At 65.8% G+C, this 16,426-nt stretch carries 11 protein-coding genes; 3 read left to right on the top strand and 8 right to left on the bottom strand.

From position 1 onward, the window contains the following. Positions 1-23: 23 nt before the first annotated feature. From aceE to acnA, 4 genes are all read right to left on the bottom strand, one after another. Entirely contained in the window at positions 24-2,714 is a 2,691-nt protein-coding gene (aceE, locus tag AC1RNP_RS15870) for a pyruvate dehydrogenase (acetyl-transferring), homodimeric type (RefSeq protein WP_493052253.1), read from the bottom strand. 137 nt (positions 2,715-2,851) lie between these two features. Further along, positions 2,852-3,625: a class I SAM-dependent methyltransferase gene (locus tag AC1RNP_RS15865; protein ID WP_493052252.1), complete on the bottom strand. Its 774-nt coding sequence runs from the start codon at positions 3,623-3,625 to the stop codon at positions 2,852-2,854. A 19-nt stretch (positions 3,626-3,644) separates the two neighbouring features. Further along, positions 3,645-5,966: an NADP-dependent malic enzyme gene (locus AC1RNP_RS15860; RefSeq protein WP_493052251.1), complete on the bottom strand. Its 2,322-nt coding sequence runs from the start codon at positions 5,964-5,966 to the stop codon at positions 3,645-3,647. Between the two features lie 110 nt (positions 5,967-6,076). Next, entirely contained in the window at positions 6,077-8,704 is a 2,628-nt protein-coding gene (gene acnA / locus AC1RNP_RS15855; protein WP_493052250.1) for an aconitate hydratase AcnA, read from the bottom strand. An 83-nt stretch (positions 8,705-8,787) separates the two neighbouring features. Between acnA and AC1RNP_RS15850 the strand changes: the two genes are divergently transcribed. Next, on the top strand, positions 8,788-9,780 hold the full coding sequence (locus AC1RNP_RS15850; RefSeq protein ID WP_493052249.1) for a GntR family transcriptional regulator: 993 nt from the start codon (positions 8,788-8,790) through the stop codon (positions 9,778-9,780). Between the two features lie 21 nt (positions 9,781-9,801). On the opposite strand, the gene prpF is transcribed toward AC1RNP_RS15850, so the two are convergent. Continuing rightward, a complete protein-coding gene (gene prpF / locus AC1RNP_RS15845; protein WP_493052248.1) occupies positions 9,802-10,953 on the bottom strand; it encodes a 2-methylaconitate cis-trans isomerase PrpF in 1,152 nt (383 codons plus the stop codon). A 101-nt stretch (positions 10,954-11,054) separates the two neighbouring features. On the opposite strand from prpF, the gene AC1RNP_RS15840 reads away from it, so the two are divergent. Further along, the gene (locus tag AC1RNP_RS15840; protein WP_493052247.1) at positions 11,055-11,792 is read left to right on the top strand and encodes an ABC transporter substrate-binding protein; all 738 of its coding nucleotides are present in this window, start codon (positions 11,055-11,057) and stop codon (positions 11,790-11,792) included. A gap of 7 nt (positions 11,793-11,799) precedes the next feature. Here the strand turns inward: AC1RNP_RS15840 and AC1RNP_RS15835 are convergent, their stop codons facing one another. From AC1RNP_RS15835 to AC1RNP_RS15825, 3 genes are read right to left on the bottom strand one after another with little or no spacing between them, the layout of a single operon-like run. Beyond that, positions 11,800-12,900 carry an ABC transporter substrate-binding protein gene (locus AC1RNP_RS15835; protein ID WP_493052245.1) on the bottom strand — a complete coding sequence of 367 codons (1,101 nt, stop codon included), beginning with the start codon at positions 12,898-12,900 and terminating at the stop codon, positions 11,800-11,802. 53 nt (positions 12,901-12,953) lie between these two features. Further along, a complete protein-coding gene (locus tag AC1RNP_RS15830) occupies positions 12,954-14,396 on the bottom strand; it encodes a sensor histidine kinase N-terminal domain-containing protein (protein WP_493052244.1) in 1,443 nt (480 codons plus the stop codon). After that, positions 14,389-15,069: a response regulator gene (locus AC1RNP_RS15825; protein ID WP_493052243.1), complete on the bottom strand. Its 681-nt coding sequence runs from the start codon at positions 15,067-15,069 to the stop codon at positions 14,389-14,391. The genes AC1RNP_RS15830 and AC1RNP_RS15825 overlap by 8 nt, the downstream gene beginning before the upstream one ends. Before the next feature lie 173 nt (positions 15,070-15,242). On the opposite strand from AC1RNP_RS15825, the gene AC1RNP_RS15820 reads away from it, so the two are divergent. Beyond that, a complete protein-coding gene (locus AC1RNP_RS15820) occupies positions 15,243-16,421 on the top strand; it encodes an OprO/OprP family phosphate-selective porin (RefSeq protein WP_493052242.1) in 1,179 nt (392 codons plus the stop codon). Positions 16,422-16,426: the final 5 nt, after the last annotated feature.

Below are 16,426 nucleotides of genomic sequence, written 5' to 3'. Positions count from 1 at the left end.
GCCTCGTTCCGGGTCCGGCCAATTCAAACCCCAACTGGATTCGGCTTCTCGCCGTCGATCTTGTACTGCTTGATCGCCCGCGCCACATCCTTGGCCGTCATCTTGCCTTCCGCCGCCAGCGCCGCGATCGCGGCATGGGCGATGTAATTGCGGTCGACCTCGAAGTGACGGCGCAGGTTGGCGCGGGTATCGCTGCGGCCGAAGCCATCGGTGCCGAGCACGGTGTAGCGGTGCGGAACGAAGGCACGGATCTGATCGGCATAGGCGCGCACGTAGTCGGTGGCGGCGATCACCGGGCCCTGGCGCGGTTCCAGCAGTTCGGTGACGTAGGCCTTGCGCGGCGCCTTGGCTTCAGGATTCAAGCGGTTCCAGCGTTCGGCGTCGAAACCGTCGCGACGCAGCTCGGTGAAGCTCGGGCAGGACCAGATGTCGGCGCTGACGCCGAAATCCTTGTCGAGCAGTTCGGCCGCGGCGATCGCTTCGCGCAGGATCGTACCGCTGCCGAGCAGTTGCACGCGCAGCTCGCCCTTCTTCGGCTTGCCGGCATCCTTCAGCAGGTACATGCCCTTGATGACGCCCTCGGCCGCGCCTTCCGGCAGATCCGGGTGCGGGTAGTTCTCGTTCATCAGGGTGAGGTAGTAGTACTCGTCCTGCTGTTCGTCGAGCATGCGGTGCATGCCGTGCTGCAGGATCACCGCGACCTCGCCGGCGAAGGTGGGATCGTAGGCGCGGCAGTTCGGGATCGCGCCCGCGAGCAGGTGCGAATGTCCGTCCTCATGCTGCAGGCCTTCGCCGTTGAGCGTGGTGCGGCCGGCGGTACCGCCGAGCAGGAAGCCCCGCGCGCGCATGTCAGCCGCCTGCCAGGCGCTGTCGCCGATGCGCTGGAAGCCGAACATCGAGTAGTAGATGTAGAACGGCAGCAGCGGCAGATCGTTGGTGCTGTAGCTGGTGGCCGCCGCCATCCATGAGGAGAACGCGCCCGCTTCGGAGATGCCTTCTTCCAGTACCTGTCCGGCGGCGTCCTCGCGGTAGAACATCAGCTGGTCGGCGTCGACCGGCTTGTACTTCTGTCCCTGCGGCGCATAGATGCCGAGCTGACGGAACAGGCCTTCCATGCCGAAGGTGCGCGCCTCGTCGGCGACGATCGGCACCACGCGCGGGCCGATCTGCTTGTCGCGCAGGATGATCGCCAGGCTCTGCACGAAGGCCATCGTGGTGCTGATCTCGCGATCGCCGGTGCTCTTGAGCAGGCGTTCGAAGGATTCGATCTTGGGCGCGGTGAACGTCTGCGTGCTCTTGCGGCGGCGCTGCGGCAGGAAGCCGCCGAGCGCGCGACGGCGCTCGAGCAGGTATTCGACTTCCGGCGACTTCTCGCCCGGATGATAGAACGGCACCTGGTGATCGCCGAGCTGCGCGTCGGCCACCGGAATGTTGAAGCGATCGCGGAACGCGCGCACCGCCTCGTCGTCGAGCTTCTTGGTCTGGTGCGTGGGATTGAGTGCCTCGCCCGCCGCGCCCATGCCGTAGCCCTTCACCGTCTTGGCGAGGATCACGGTCGGCTGGCCCTTGGTCTCGACCGCGTTCTGGTAGGCGGCGTAGACCTTGTGCGGATCGTGGCCGCCGCGATTGAGGCGCCAGATGTCGTCGTCGCTGAGGTTGGCGACCATGGCGAGCGTTTCCGGATACTTGCCGAAGAAATGCTCGCGCGTGTACGCGCCGCCGAAGGCCTTGCAGTTCTGGTATTCGCCGTCGACGGTTTCCATCATCAGCTTCTTGAGGATGCCCTGGTTGTCTTTCGCCAGCAGCGGATCCCAGTAGCTGCCCCAGATGGTCTTCACCACGTTCCAGCCGGCGCCGCGGAACTGGCCCTCCAGTTCCTGGATGATCTTGCCGTTGCCGCGCACCGGACCGTCGAGACGCTGCAGGTTGCAGTTGACGACGAAGACGAGGTTGTCGAGACCTTCGCGGCCGGCGACCGAGATCGCGCCGAGCGATTCGGGCTCGTCGGTTTCGCCGTCGCCGAGGAAGCACCACACCTTGCGGTCGCTCTTGGGCATCAGGCCGCGCGCTTCGAGGTATTTCCAGTTGCGCGCCTGATAGATCGCGGCGATCGGGCCGAGTCCCATGCTCACGGTCGGCGTCTGCCAGAACTCGGGCATCAGCCAGGGATGCGGATACGAGCTGACGCCGCGACCGTCGACTTCCATGCGGAAGTGATCGAGCTGCGACTCGCTCAGGCGGCCTTCGAGGAAGGCGCGGGAATAGATGCCCGGCGAGCTGTGGCCCTGCACGTAGAGCAGATCGCCCGGATGCGAATCACTCGGCGCGCGCCAGAAATGATTGAAGCCGACGTCGTAGAGCGTGGCGCTGGAGGCGAAGCTTGCGATGTGGCCGCCGAGATCACCGGGCTTGCGGTTGGCCCGCACCACCATCGCCATCGCGTTCCAGCGGATGATCGAGCGGATGCGCCACTCCATCGTCGCGTCGCCCGGCATCTTCGGTTCCAGATGCGCGGGGATGGTGTTGATGTACTCGGTGGTGGGCGCGAACGGCAGGTGCGCGCCGGCGCGGCGGGTGAGTTCCACCATGCCTTCCAGCAGCTGATGCGCGCGTTCGGGGCCATCGGCGTCGATGACAGCCTTGATCGATTCGATCCACTCCCGCGACTCGGTCGGGTCGGGATCGTTCTGCAGCATCTGTTCCAGCCAATTCATGGGGGAGGCTCCGCCGCGGCCCTCGGCCGCATTCCAGGGTCGTTGTTTAGAGCACCGATTCTAACAGGGGCGGCTGTCCCGCCGTATGGGCATCGCGTTCGACGCTGTGTTCCGTCCCACGACGGTGTGATCGCGGTTCAATCCGGCCCGGCCTGGAGCAGCGCGAGATAGACCTCGCCGGCGAGCGCGTCCGGCGTTCCGGAAAGGGCGGCGAGCGATTTGACCAGCCAGCGGAACTTGCGGTCGCGGCGGCGATGCAGCATGCGCATCGGATCGCCCACGCTGCCTTCCCAGCGATCCTCGAATCCCGCCTCCCGCCAGCAACGCCGCAACACCACCGGCGCCAGCGGCATGATGTGGCCCTCCTCGCGATGATCCTCGTCGCGGAACCACTGGAACACGCCCTGCCGCAGGAACATGGCCTGCGAGACCGGATTGGCGAGGTTCGGCGTCGAGATCAGCAGATAGCCGCCCGGTTCGAGCAGTTGGCGGCATTGCCGGAAGAAGTGGTGCGGGTTTTCCAGATGCTCGACCAGTTCCAGCGCGATCACCGCCGAGAAACGCCGCGCCAGTCGCGCCGCGAAATCCTGGTTCAGATCCAGTGCGACGAAGGGAATTTGCTCGCGCGGCGTGAAGCTGTTCGCGAACAGATCGCTCGCCGTCACCTGATAACCGTGATCGGCCAGACGCAGGCTCATCGCGCCGCCACCGGCGCCCAGCTCCAGGACCTGTACCGCATCGGCCGGCGGCAGCGTGGCGGCCAGGCGCTCGAAGGCCAGTTCGTGCAGGCCCGGTGCCGCGAAGATCGGAATGTTCCGGTAGGTCGTGGCGAACTGCCTGTCGTCGAAGCGGTCGCGGAAATTGCGCGCCCGCTTGCTGGCAATGTCGTGTGTTTTATCGGAATCCGGCACGCCCGCTCCCGTGGCGGTTTCAGGTCACCTCGTCGCGCATGACGCGTCCGGCGGTCTCGCTGGCCTCGCGCTGCAGCTTGCGAATCTGCGCCTCGACGGCCGCGATCGCGGTCATGTTGACCACACGGCGCACCGTCGAAGCCGGCGTGAGGATGTGCGCCGGGCTGGAAATACCCATCAGGATCGGCCCGATCGCCACGCCGTCGGTCATCACCCGCACCATGTTGTAGGTGATGTTGGCGGCATCGAGGTTGGGCAGCACGAACAGATTGGCGCGGCCGGTGAGCGTGGTGTTGGGGAACATACGCTGGCGCAGGGTTTCGTCCCAGGCGGTGTCGCCCTGCATCTCGCCGTCCACCTCGAGCTTGGGCATGCGCCGCGTCAGGATTTCGCGCACGCGCCGCATCTTGGCCGCGCTCGGATTGTCGTGACTGCCGAAATTGGAGTGCGACAGCAACGCCACCTTCGGTTCGATGCCGAACAGTTTCAGGCGATAGCTGGCCTGCAGCGTCGCCTCGGCGATCTGCTCGGCGGTGGGATCGACCTGCACGTGGGTGTCGAGGAAGAACCAGGCGCCGTGCTGATTGATCACACCGGTCATCGCCGAGGTGCTCTGCACACCGGGATCGAGCGGGATCACGCTGCGCACGTAGCCGAGCTTCTTGTGGAAGCGGCCGACCAGGCCACTGATCAAGGCATCGGCCTCGCCACGTTGCAGCATCACCGCGGCGATCAGGGTCGGACGCGAGCGCATCAGGTTCTTGGCCGCGGCCGGGGTGACGCCACGACGCTCGGTGAGCGCGTGGTAGTACTGCCAGTACTCGTTGAAGCGCGGATCGTCGTTGATGTTGGTCAGCTCGAAGTCGACACCCGCGCGCAGGCGCAGGCCAAGACGCTGGATACGCGTCTCGATCACGTCGGGGCGGCCGATCAGGATCGGATAGGCGAGCTGCTCGTCGACCACGGTCTGCACCGCGCGCAGCACGGTTTCCTCTTCGCCCTCGGCGTAGACCACGCGCTGCTTGTCGGCGCGGGCGCGGTCGTACACCGGCTTCATGATCAGGCCGGTACGGTAGATGAACTGGCCGAGCTTCTCGTGATACGCCGGCATGTCCTCGATCGGACGCAGCGCGATGCCGGAATCCATCGCCGCCTTCGCCACCGCGGGCGCGAGCGTGATCAGCAGGCGCGGATCGAATGGACGCGGAATGATGTATTCGGGGCCGAAAGTCGGCACCTCGCCACCATAGGCGCTGCCGAGATCGGAGGATTCCATGCGCGCCAGCTTGGCGATGGCACGCACGCAGGCCAGCTTCATCGCCTCGTTGATCTCGGTGGCGCCGACGTCGAGCGCACCGCGGAAGATGTACGGGAAGCACAGCGCGTTATTGACCTGGTTCGGATAGTCCGAACGACCGGTGGCGATGATGCAGTCCGGACGCACCCGCTTCGCCTCTTCCGGCAGGATTTCCGGATAGGGATTGGCCAGCGCGAGGATGATCGGCTTGTCGGCCATGGTCGCGACCATTTCCGGCTTGAGCACGCCGCCGGCCGACAGGCCGAGGAACACGTCCGCACCGATCATGATTTCCGCCAGCGTGCGCTTGTCGGTGTCGCGCGCGTAGCGCTGCTTGTCCGGATCCAGGTGCTCGCGGCCGGTGTAGAGCACGCCGTCGCGATCCACCGCCAGGATGTTCTCCGGCTTCATGCCCAGCGCGACCAGCATGTCGAGGCAGGCGATGCCGGCGGCGCCGGCGCCGGAAGTGGCGAGCTTCACCTCCTCGATCTTCTTGCCGGCGACCTCCAGCGCGTTGAGCACGGCCGCGCCGACGATGATCGCGGTGCCGTGCTGATCGTCGTGAAACACCGGGATGTTCATGCGCTCGCGCAGCTTGCGCTCGACGATGAAGCATTCCGGTGCCTTGATGTCCTCGAGGTTGATGCCGCCGAAGGTCGGTTCGAGCGAGGCGATGATGTCGACCAGCTTGTCGGGGTCGCGTTCGTCGACTTCGATGTCGAACACGTCGATGCCCGCGAACTTCTGGAACAGCACGCCCTTGCCTTCCATCACCGGCTTGCCGGCGAGCGGACCGATGTCGCCGAGTCCGAGCACCGCTGTGCCGTTGCTGATCACCGCGACCAGGTTGCCGCGCGCGGTCAGCGTGCTGGCCTGGTTGGGATCGGCGGCGATCGCCTCGCAGGCGTAGGCCACGCCGGGCGAATAGGCCAAGGCCAGATCGCGCTGCGTCACCATCGGCTTGGTGGGTGCGACCCTGATCTTGCCGGGCGGACTGAGGCGGTGATAGTCGAGCGCGGCGGTTTTCAGATCGTGGTCGGACATTCGGAGGAGGCGGCGGGGGCCGGAGCGAAGACGGGACCGTAGTCTAAGGCAACGCCTGCCGGGCCAGCGTCGTTGCGCACCCTTGCAGGCGCATCCGCCTCACGTTTCCGTCATGTCACCGCTTCGGCCGCATTGCGGTGCACCATGTCGTTCTTCATCTGCGGCAACAGGCCGCCGGCGGCGAAGACGCGTGCCTCCTCCTGCGTCTGGATCCTGCAAATCACGCCGATTACCTGCGTCCGGCCATCGGCGCGAAGGATTTCGAGGCGCAGTACCGCCCCAGGTTCCGGAAGGTCATGCCAATCCAGAAGCGTGAAACGTTCGGTTCCATCCAGACCGAGCGTATGCCGCGTGACGCCGGACTCGAATTCCAGCGGCAGGACGCCCATGCCGACGAGATTGCTGCGGTGAATGCGCTCGAAGCCCTCGCAGATGACGGCGCGCACGCCCAGCAGGCGAACGCCCTTGGCCGCCCAGTCGCGCGAAGACCCCGAACCGTAATTGTTGCCGGCGATGATTACCAGTTCCTGCCCCCGCCCGAGATAGGTCTCCGCGGCGTCGTGGAGACGCATGACCTCGCCATCCGGTTCCAGCCGCGCCAACGCGCCGTCGCGTCCGCCGGCCATCTCGTTGCGGAGCTGGTTGTTCGCCAGCGTCGCGCGCACGGCCACCCCATGATGCCCCCGGCGCGTGCCGTAGGAATTGAAGTCCTCGACCTTGACGCCCTTCGACATCAGATATTCGCCGGCAGCGCTCTCGGGAAGGATCGCACCGGAGGGAGACAGGTCGTCGGTGGTGATGTTGTCCCCGAGCAGCGCCAGGGGACGCATGTCCCGGAATGTCGCCGGTCGCAGCAGCGCGGCGTCCCAGTAAGGCGGGAGGCAGATGTACGTGCTGTCCTCGCGCCAGGGGAACAGGACGGGGACCTGCTCGCCATCGTCATCGAGTCCGGTCGTAAACATCGACTCGTAAACCGAAAGGAACTGGTCGGCATGCACATGCCGGGCGAGCGCCGCATCGATCGCTTCCTCCGACGGCCACAGATCGGCCAGCCTCACCGCAATGCCATCGGCGTCGTGGGCGATGACGTCATGCTCGACGTCCAGCCGTGTGGTCCCGGCGATGGCATAGGCGACGACCAGCGCGGGCGCCGCGAGGAAGGCTTCCTTGACGTAGGGATGCACCCGGCCTTTGAAGTTGCGATTCCCCGACAGCACGGCCGCGGTGACGAGATTGTTTTCCTTGATCTGGGCGACGATGTCCGGCGACAGGGGGCCGGACATGCCGTTGCAGGACGTGCAGGCGAATCCGACGATGCCGAATCCTAGTTGGGCCAGGGGTTCGAGCAATCCGGCGTCCTCCAGATATTTCCCGACCACACGCGAGCCCGGCGCAAGCGATGTCTTCACCCACGGGCGTCGCGCGAGCCCGCGCGCGACCGCCGCCCGCGCCAGCAGGCCCGCGGCCATCATCGCGCGCGCATTGGCGGTGTTCGTGCAGCTGGTGATGGCGGCGAGGACGACGTGTCCGTCCTCGATCGTGGCGCCGCCATCCTTCACCTGCTCGAATGGCGGCGTCTCCGGTTTCGCCACGCCACGCTCGACCAGCCTGTCGACCGGCACCAGCTGATGCGGCGAGTACGGCCCCGCCATGGACCGCCCCACCGATGAAAGATCGAACACCAGCGTGCGGTCGTACTCGACTTTGCCGCCGAGATCGCCCCAGAGCCCCTGCTCGCGCGCGTAGATTTCCGTCAGGCGGATCAATGCCTCCGAACGCCCGGTGATGCGCATGTAATCCAGCGTCTGCCCGTCGATGGAGAACATGGCCGCGGTGACGCCGAACTCCGGCCCCATGTTGGCGATGGTCGCCCGATCGCCCAGCGAAAGCGCCGAACAGCCATCGCCGGTGAATTCGACGATGGACGCGACGACCCTCGCCTTGCGCAGGAATTCGGTCAATGCCAGCACGATGTCGGTGGCGACCACCCCGCGATTGGGCCGACCTGTCAGCCGGACTTCCACGATCTCGGGCAGGCGCATCCAGATCGCGCGGCCGAGCATCACCGATTCGGCTTCGATGCCGCCGACGCCCCACCCCAGCACGCCCAGCCCGTTGATCATCGTCGTGTGGCTGTCGGTGCCGACGAGGGTGTCCGGAAACGCCACGCCGTCTTCCTGCTGGATGACCGGCGAAAGCCGTTCGAGATTGATCTGATGGAGGATGCCGTTGCCGGGCATCAGCACGTCGAGATTGGAAAAGGCACGCTTGCACCAGGACAGGAATTCGAAACGTTCGGCATTGATCGCATGCTCCTGCGCCATGTTGGCCGCCATTGCGTCGGATCGCGTGCCGGAGACCATGACATTCATGGAGTGATCGACGACCAGCTGCGTGCGCACCAGCGGATTGACCGTCGTCGGATCCCCGCCCGCGGCGGCCACCGCATTGCGCAAGCCCGCCAGATCCACCAGCGCGGGTGTCCCCGTCAGGTCCTGCAGGACGACACGCGCGGGATAGAAAGGGAATTCCTTCTCTTCACGACGCGCCAGAACGATGCGGAGCGACTCACGCGCCTGCTCCGGCGTTTTCGCCCGGCGCAGCAGGTTTTCGGCGAACACGCGCTGGCTGTAGTTCAGACGGAAAAAGGCGGCATCGCCCACCGCCTCGCGGACCGGGAAATACCTCAAGTCCGTGCCGGGTAGTGGCCGGGATCGAAGAGCGTCGGAGGTCGGCATGCGAAAAATCCATGAAAACTTGATTGCACTATTGTATACAATAATACATAAAGGATCGGAACGATCCGATCCCCGCATCGGCTATGCTTCAGCGTCCCATCCGCCTGTCCACGCACATCGCCGTGACCGCCGTTGCCAGAAAACGAAAGCCCGCCCGCCAGGCCTCCGCGCCTGCGTCAGCTGGCGCCCTGAGCTCGGTGCAATCCGAAGTGGTGGGGCGGATCGTGTCGATCGCCCGCACCGAACGCCTCGATGCCGGCACCAAGCTCGTCGGCAGCGCACTTGCCGAGCGCATTGGCGTCTCGCGCTCTCCGGTGAATGCCGCGCTCAACTATCTGGTGCGACGCGGCCTCGCTTCGCACGATGCCAATGTCGGCTTCACTCTCTCGGCAACCCAGACGGATCTGGCAGCGCTTGCACGCGAGTTGTCCGAACTCTCCGGCGATCCGCTGTACCTGCAGATCGCGCACGATCGGCGCGAACACGCATTGCCGGACAGCATCAGCGAAACCGAACTCATGCGCCGCTATGGCGCCACGCGTCACGAGATTCGCCGCGTCCTGGCCCGCGCCTCCAGCGAAGGCTGGATAGGACGCCGCCTTGGTCATGGCTGGACCTTCCAACCGATGATCGATTCGGCTTCCGCCTACGAGGAAAGCTACGTCTTCCGTGCGACGATCGAGCCGATGGGCCTGCTCAGCCCGTGGTTCCGTCCCGATCCCGAAACGCTGGCCGATCTGCGCAAGGAGCAGGAATACATCGTCAACGGCGGCTATGCCGAGATGACGCCGATCGAGCTGTTCGAAGCCAATCGCCGCTTTCACGAAACCCTGGCGGCCTGGTCGGGCAACCGGTTCATCCTGCAATCGTTGGAACGAGTCGATTCGCTGCGCCGCCTGATCGAATACGGCATGACCAGCGATCGCCCCGCACGCGGCAAGCATGCCGCCCAGCACCTCAAGATTCTTGAAACGATCGAGGCGGGAGATGCCATCGGTGCCGCGGCGCGGATGCGCGAGCATCTAGAAGATGCCCGTCGCGACAAGGTGCGCGAAGTCGCCGCAACACTGGGCTGAGTGGCATCCGCCGCCCGGTCGCTACAGACGATCGGGCACCAGGACCACGCCTTCCATCAATCTGCGGGCTGACCGGCTCACAGCCACCTGCGTGATGCGCCAGGCGCCGTCTTGCTCGACGGCGCGCGCACCGACTTCCAACCTCCCGGAAGGATGGCCGACACGCACGCTCGAAACGGTTTTACCGAGAAGCCGGCTGATCACCGTTCCCGGAACCGCAGCCGCCGAAGCGATCGCGACGGCGCCGGTGCCCGTCATGGCATGGTGCAGTCTGCCCATCGAGAAGATGCGCGCGAGCATGTCCATTTCGGCGGGCAGGATCTGCTTGCCGCTCGAAGCCGTGTACCCGGCCGGCGACGCGAAGAAGGCGAGCTTCGGCGTGTGCGGCCGGGTGCGCGTGGCGTCCTCGGCATCACGCGCCAATCCCATCGCCACCGCGCCGTGCGCGCGAATCGTCTCGGCCTTGTCGAGCAACGCCTGATCGCCGTTCACGTCCGCCTGCAACTCGGTGCCCGCAAGCCCCAGCGCTGTGGCATCCACGAAGACATGTGGATTGCCCGCGTTGATCAGCGTCGCCTCTACCCGGCCGATACCCGGCACTTCGAGCACGGTGATCGGCGCGCCAGCGGGAAACATCGATCCATCCTCTTCGTCGGCGCCTGGATCCATGAATTCCAGAAGAATCTCGGCGGCGGGAAACGTCACGCCATCCAGCAGATAGTCTCCGGTCTCGACGACTTCACCGTCGGCCATGGGAACGTGCGCGATGATCTTCTTCCCGATGTTGGCCTGCCAGATGACGACACGGGCCGCGCCGTTCCTCGGAACGTCGATCAAGCCTCGCTGGATCGCGAAAGGCGCGACGGCCGAGGCCAGGTTGCCGCAGTTGCCGCTCCAGTCGATCGTCGCCTCCCGCACCGCGACAGCGCCAAACAAGTAATCGACATCGCAATCCGGCCGCGCGCTGCGGCTGACCAGCACCACCTTGCTCGTGCTGGATGTCGCGCCGCCCATGCCGTCGATCTGCTGGCCATAAGGATCCGGGCTACCGATGACGCGCAACAGCACGGCATCGCGCTGCGACGCATCGGCCGGAAGATCGGACGGCACGAAGAACACGCCCTTGCTGGTTCCGCCGCGCATGTAGGTTGCGGGAATCGGACGCTGCGGCATCTGGCTCTCCACGACATTAATTGTACTAATCATACACAAAATGCAATGATGACCATGACCTCACGCTCCGAATCCATACCGCTCCCTGCTTCGCGCACGCCATGCACATCCTTCCGAAGATCCTGACTGATCTGGCCCCGACCGGTGTGCTCAGAGTGGCCATCAATTACGGCAACCCGGTCCTCGCCAGGCCACACCCGATGCATGGCACGCCCACCGGTATCAGCGCGGAACTGGCCGAAGAGATCGCCAGCCGTCTCGGCGTGCCCTATCGCTACGAGACCTACGATGCGGCCGGCAAAGTGTTCGCCGCGCTCGGCAGAGGGGATTGCGACATCGGCTTCCTTGCCATCGACCCGGTCCGCGCCGAAGGCATCCGCTTCACCGAACCCTATGTGGAAATCGAGGGCACCTATCTCGTCCGGCACGAAAGCCGGTTCCAGCGCGTGGAGGATGTCGATGCGGACGGCGTGCGGATCGCGGTGGGTCGCGGTGCCGCCTACGATCTCCATCTCAGTCGCGAACTCAGGCATGCCAGGCTGGAGCGCGCCGAAACCTCGGTCGCGGCCATCGATCTGTTCGTCGAGAACGCATTGGATGCGGCCGCCGGCGTGCGTCAGCCGCTACTGCGCTGGGCGGCGGAACATCCCGGCTACCGGGTGCTGGAAGAACGCTTCACCACCATCCGCCAGGCCGTCGCCATCCCCACGAATCGCTCCGACGCCACTGCGCGCCTGCTTCACGACATGATCGAGGACATCAAATCCACGGCGTTCGTCCGCACCGCGCTCGAGCGCAGCGGCGAAACCGCCGTGACCGTGGTGCCGCCATTGCGCTGAAGCGCCGTCAGGGCGCCTGATCGGCGGCCTTCTGCTTCGGCTGCACCGTGCTGCGCCAGGCCTCGAGGAACTGGCGCCGCTTCAACGCATCCAAATACACCAGCAGCCCCGGCCCAAGCGGGATCGGGCGCAACGCGCGCACGCGCATGCCCTCGCGTGCGTGCGGGGAAAGCGGCGCGCCGACGCCCGCGGGCATGACCGGCTGCAGCCCCACCTGACGTCCGAGCATGGCCTGGCCACGCGGCGAGATCAGGTAATCGAGGAAACGCGCCGCCTCGGCGGCGTTCGGCGCCGCGCGCGGAATCAGCGCGGTGCGCAGCACGACCAGGGTGTAATCCTCGGGCATCACGATGCCCAGCGGCGCACCACTATCGATGCGCGCCTGTGCATACGAGCCGAGCATGTTGTAGGCCAGCACGAGTTCGCCGCGGGCGACGCGGTCGAGCAGCGGGCCGACGCGGTCCTCCAGCACGACCCGGTCGTCACCGAACGCGGCCTGCAGCGCGCCGGCCATGCTGCCAAGCTGATGGTCCTGGGTGGCGAGCAGATAGCCGACGCTGCTGCGCGCGGCATCGAAGATACCGACGCGCCCGGCCAGTTTCGCCGCCGGATCACGCAGCAGCGCCAGCAGTTGCCGGCGCGTCCGCGGTACCCGCGCGGCCGGAAGCAGGCGTTTGTTGTAGACGATGACGACAGGCTCGTAGCTGATACCGAACACCTCGGAACGCCACTGCGACCAGGCTGGCAGCTGGGTGGTCGCCGGCGAATGGTGCGAGAGCGCGTAGCCGTCGTTGGCGAGCTTGAATTGCAGATCCATGCCGCTGCTGATGAGCAGATCGGCGACAGTGTCCTGTCGCGCGCTGGCTGCGACGTGCCGGTCATAGATATCGCGGGCGACGAGGTCGGAGTACTCGATTTCGGTGCCCGGATGCAGGCGCTGATAATCGTCGATGACGGCGGCGAAATTCTCGATGTCGGTCGAACCGTGGATGCGCAGTTGCGCGGTGCGCGCCTGTGGCGCCTTGAATGCGCGGATGTTGCCGGCGGCGGCATGCGCAATGCCGGCGAAAAGCAAGGAAACCAGAAGCGCAACGGAAATGAATGCCATCACGCGCTTTGCCTTCATACGCGCCCCGCTTCCTTCCACTGGCTTCTCGTTTCTCATGCCGGCAACCTCGGGAAACGCAATGTCACGATCAGGCCGCCGCCGACGCGGTTGGAGAGATCGATGCGGCCGCCATGACTGTCGACGATGCGCTTGACGATCGCCAGCCCAAGCCCGGCACCACCGGCCGCGGCATCGCGGCCGCGCGCGAAGCGCTCGAACACGGTTTCCGCATCGGCTGGCGCGATCCCGGAACCGTGGTCGGCCACGGTCAGCACGGCTGTCGGGACGGCTTCGCCGCCGGCGATGGTCAACGCGATCTGCAAGGCTTCATCCCTGCCGCCCGACGACTCGCGGACCTGTGCGGACTTGCCATGCTTGAGCGCATTGTCGATCAGATTCTTGATCGCCTCGCGCAGCAGCAGCGCATCGCCGCGGATCAGCACTGGCTCGCTGGTCGTGGCCAGGCGCACTTCGGGGCGCGGTCCGGATTGCGGAATCGATTCGTACAGCGCCTGATGCAACAGTTCGGCCAGATCGACGGTCTCGAACTGCTGCAGCTGGGAACGATGAATCGTGCTCGCATCGCTGAGCAACTGGTTCAACAACCGGCTCATGTGGCTGGCGTTGCGTTCGATCGTGACCAGGCTGCGCCGTTGCTCGTCCGGATCGTCCTCGTCGAGCGCGAGCTGGGCCTGCGCCCGCAACGCCGCCAGCGGTGTGCGCATCTGGTGCGCGGCATCGGCCATGAAGGCGCGCAGCGTTTCGTTGCTCGCCGACAAGCGCGCCATGAAACGATTGAGGGCGCCGACCAGTTGATCGAGTTCGAGCGGCACCGCGCCCGTCACCGGCTTGAGATCGGACGGTTCGCGCAGCGACAGATCGCGTTCGAGCTTCTGCAACGGCCGCAATGCGCGATGCACGCCGATCCACACCAGCCCCAGCGCCGCCAACGACAGCACCACGATCGCGACGAGTGCGCGCAACACGACATCATCGGCGAGCGCCTCGCGCGCGATCCGCGTCTGGCCCACCTGCACGACCACTCTGCCCTGCACGACCGGCCCTGCGATCCAGCGCGAGACCGCGACAAAACGCGTGCGCTCGCCGCGATACGTCGCGTCGAACACGCTCGGCTTGCCGTCGCGCGGCGGTGATGGCGGTGCGGGCAAGTCGTCATAGCCGGTGATGGCTTTACCTTCGCCGGTGGCCACGCGATAGAACACCCGATCCTCGGGCGCCATCGCGAGTACATCGAGCGAGGCATAAGGCAGATCGACCTGCCACTGGCCGTCGACCAGGGCCACGCTGTCGGCGATCGACAGCGCGGAGGCGACCAGCAGATGATCGTAGGAGCGATCGGCGGCGGCACGCCCATAGCTGCGCGCGGCCAGGAACAGCAACACCGCACCAATCAGCGACAAAGTGCCGAGATAGAGCAGCAGCGTGCGGCGGATCGAACCCCGCTTGCCGGCTTCCTCGCGCCGCGCCTCAGCCATCGGCATGCTCGATCGGCTCGATCATGTAACCCACGCCGCGCACCGTCGTGATGCGCAGCGGCGCGGCCGCAAGCCGCTTGCGCAGCCGCCCGACGTACAACTCGATCGCGTTAGGCCCGGCTTCGTCGTCGAAACCGAACAGGCCGTTGCCGATCTCGTCCTTGCTCACCACCTGGCCGATCTTGCCGATCAGGATTTCGAGCAGGCGGAACTCGCGATTCGGCAGCTCGATCGTCTCGCCGTCGCTGATGACGCGGTGCGCGGCGCTGTCGAACGTGAACGTCCCGATCTGCACGACACCCGCGGCCTGACCACGGTTGCGCCGCAGCAGCACACGGCAGCGCGCCTCGAACTCGCGGAAGTCGAAAGGCTTGCCGAGATAATCGTCGGCGCCGACGTCGAGAGCGTTGACGCGATCCTCGATGCCGTCGCGCGCGGTGAGCATCAGCACCGGCGTGGCGTCACCGCGCTCGCGCAGGTTCGCCAGCAGACTCAGGCCATTGAGGCGCGGCAGCCCGATGTCGAGCACGACCAGATCGAAGGCCTGGTACTTCAGCACGCTCGCCGCCTTGACGCCGTCGGATTGCCAATCCACAGCATGCCCGCTGCGGCGCATGCGCCGGATGATGGCGTCCGCCAGATCCGCGTTGTCCTCGACCAGCAGGATGCGCACTGTCGCCTCTTTCTTCCTCGCCGCGGCGCTTGCCGCTTCTCAATGGATGACCCCTTTCGGGGATGACAGGTCTTTGACAGCTTCCCCCGCCTAGCCTGCACGTGAGGGTTGCCGCCGGCCCATCAAGCCACGGCAACTATAAGCGCACGTCGGTGCGCGATGGGAGGACATCGATGCGTTCCATTTCCCATGCCGCCGCTTGCGCGGGGCTGTGTCTGTTCTGCGCGCCGTGCTTTGCCGCCGGCGAGGACCCGTTCACCGCCGAGCTCGGCGGCGAGCTGCACCTGGACTATTCCGCCTTCGACAATGACGACCGCGGCCCGAACAACACCGACGGACTGGACGCCCGTCGCGCGCGGCTGGAAGTCTCCGGCAATTTCTACGGCTGGGGTTACAGCTTCGAAGCCGATTTCGAAGGCCTGCAGGACGACTTCTCGGCTGACGTGATCGAGGCGAAGAACTTCTACGTCACCCGCGAGTTCGACACCGGCAAGCTCACCATCGGACAGTTCATCCAGAACTTCTCCCTCGATGCCAAGACCAGTTCCAACAACGGGCTGTTGATGGAACGCACGATGTTCGGCACCACGATCGCGCCGCTGTACCGGCTTGGCGTCGGCTGGATCGATGCGCGCGATCACCACACCTTCGGCGTCGGCTACTACAGTCTGGAACAGATCGACGAGTGGCATACCAAGGGCAATGCCCTGAGCGCGCGCGGGACCTGGACGCCTTTGCGTGAGGATGAACGCGTCGTCCATCTCGGGCTGTCCCTGGCACGGGAGTGGTACGACCACCCCGGCGTCGATGGCGCCTCCGCGTTGCGCGTCCGTCCGCGTCCGGCCGGTGCGCAATCCGACAACAGTCGCGCGATGCTGACCGACTTCAGCACCGGGCGTGACGTCGACGCCGACAAGTACTCGCTGGAGTTCGCCGCAACGCGCGGGCCGCTGTACGTGCAATCGGAATATGGCGGTGTTTACTACCGCGACGGCATGCAGAGCAACGACCTGCGTTCGTTCTACGCGGCGGCGGGCTGGCTGCTGACCGGCGAAACCATGCCCTACGACGCCAAGAACGGCCGCTTCGGCAAGGTCAAGCCGCAACGCAAGGGCGGTGCCTGGCAACTCGTCCTGCGCTACGACCGCATGACCGGACAGCAACACCTCGACGGCCAGCCCGATTTCCTCGACGTCTCGACCGAAGCGCGCAGCATCGGCGTGAACTGGTACGCCAGCGCCAACATCCGCCTGATGGTCGACTGGATCGAAAGCCGCAACCGCGACCGACTCAGTGATCGCACGCTCGACCGCACCCGCGCCCTGACCACGCGCTTCCAGTTCGTCTTCTGACCGCC

Source organism: Luteimonas sp. GW821-FHT14E02 (assembly GCF_058803905.1).
This window is presented reverse-complemented; position numbering and strand designations above follow the sequence as displayed.

Excerpts from the sequence above, each read along its gene's own strand:
- AC1RNP_RS15850 (WP_493052249.1), top strand. The coding sequence starts at position 8,788 with ATGCTTCAGCGTCCCATCCGCCTGTCCACGCACATCGCCGTGACCGCC.
- prpF (WP_493052248.1), bottom strand. The coding sequence starts at position 10,953 with ATGCCGCAGCGTCCGATTCCCGCAACCTACATGCGCGGCGGAACCAGC.
- aceE (WP_493052253.1), bottom strand. The coding sequence starts at position 2,714 with ATGAATTGGCTGGAACAGATGCTGCAGAACGATCCCGACCCGACCGAG.
- AC1RNP_RS15860 (WP_493052251.1), bottom strand. The coding sequence starts at position 5,966 with ATGTCCGACCACGATCTGAAAACCGCCGCGCTCGACTATCACCGCCTC.
- AC1RNP_RS15830 (WP_493052244.1), bottom strand. The coding sequence starts at position 14,396 with ATGGCTGAGGCGCGGCGCGAGGAAGCCGGCAAGCGGGGTTCGATCCGC.
- AC1RNP_RS15820 (WP_493052242.1), top strand. The coding sequence starts at position 15,243 with ATGCGTTCCATTTCCCATGCCGCCGCTTGCGCGGGGCTGTGTCTGTTC.
- acnA (WP_493052250.1), bottom strand. The coding sequence starts at position 8,704 with ATGCCGACCTCCGACGCTCTTCGATCCCGGCCACTACCCGGCACGGAC.
- AC1RNP_RS15835 (WP_493052245.1), bottom strand. The coding sequence starts at position 12,900 with ATGGCATTCATTTCCGTTGCGCTTCTGGTTTCCTTGCTTTTCGCCGGC.
- AC1RNP_RS15840 (WP_493052247.1), top strand. The coding sequence starts at position 11,055 with ATGCACATCCTTCCGAAGATCCTGACTGATCTGGCCCCGACCGGTGTG.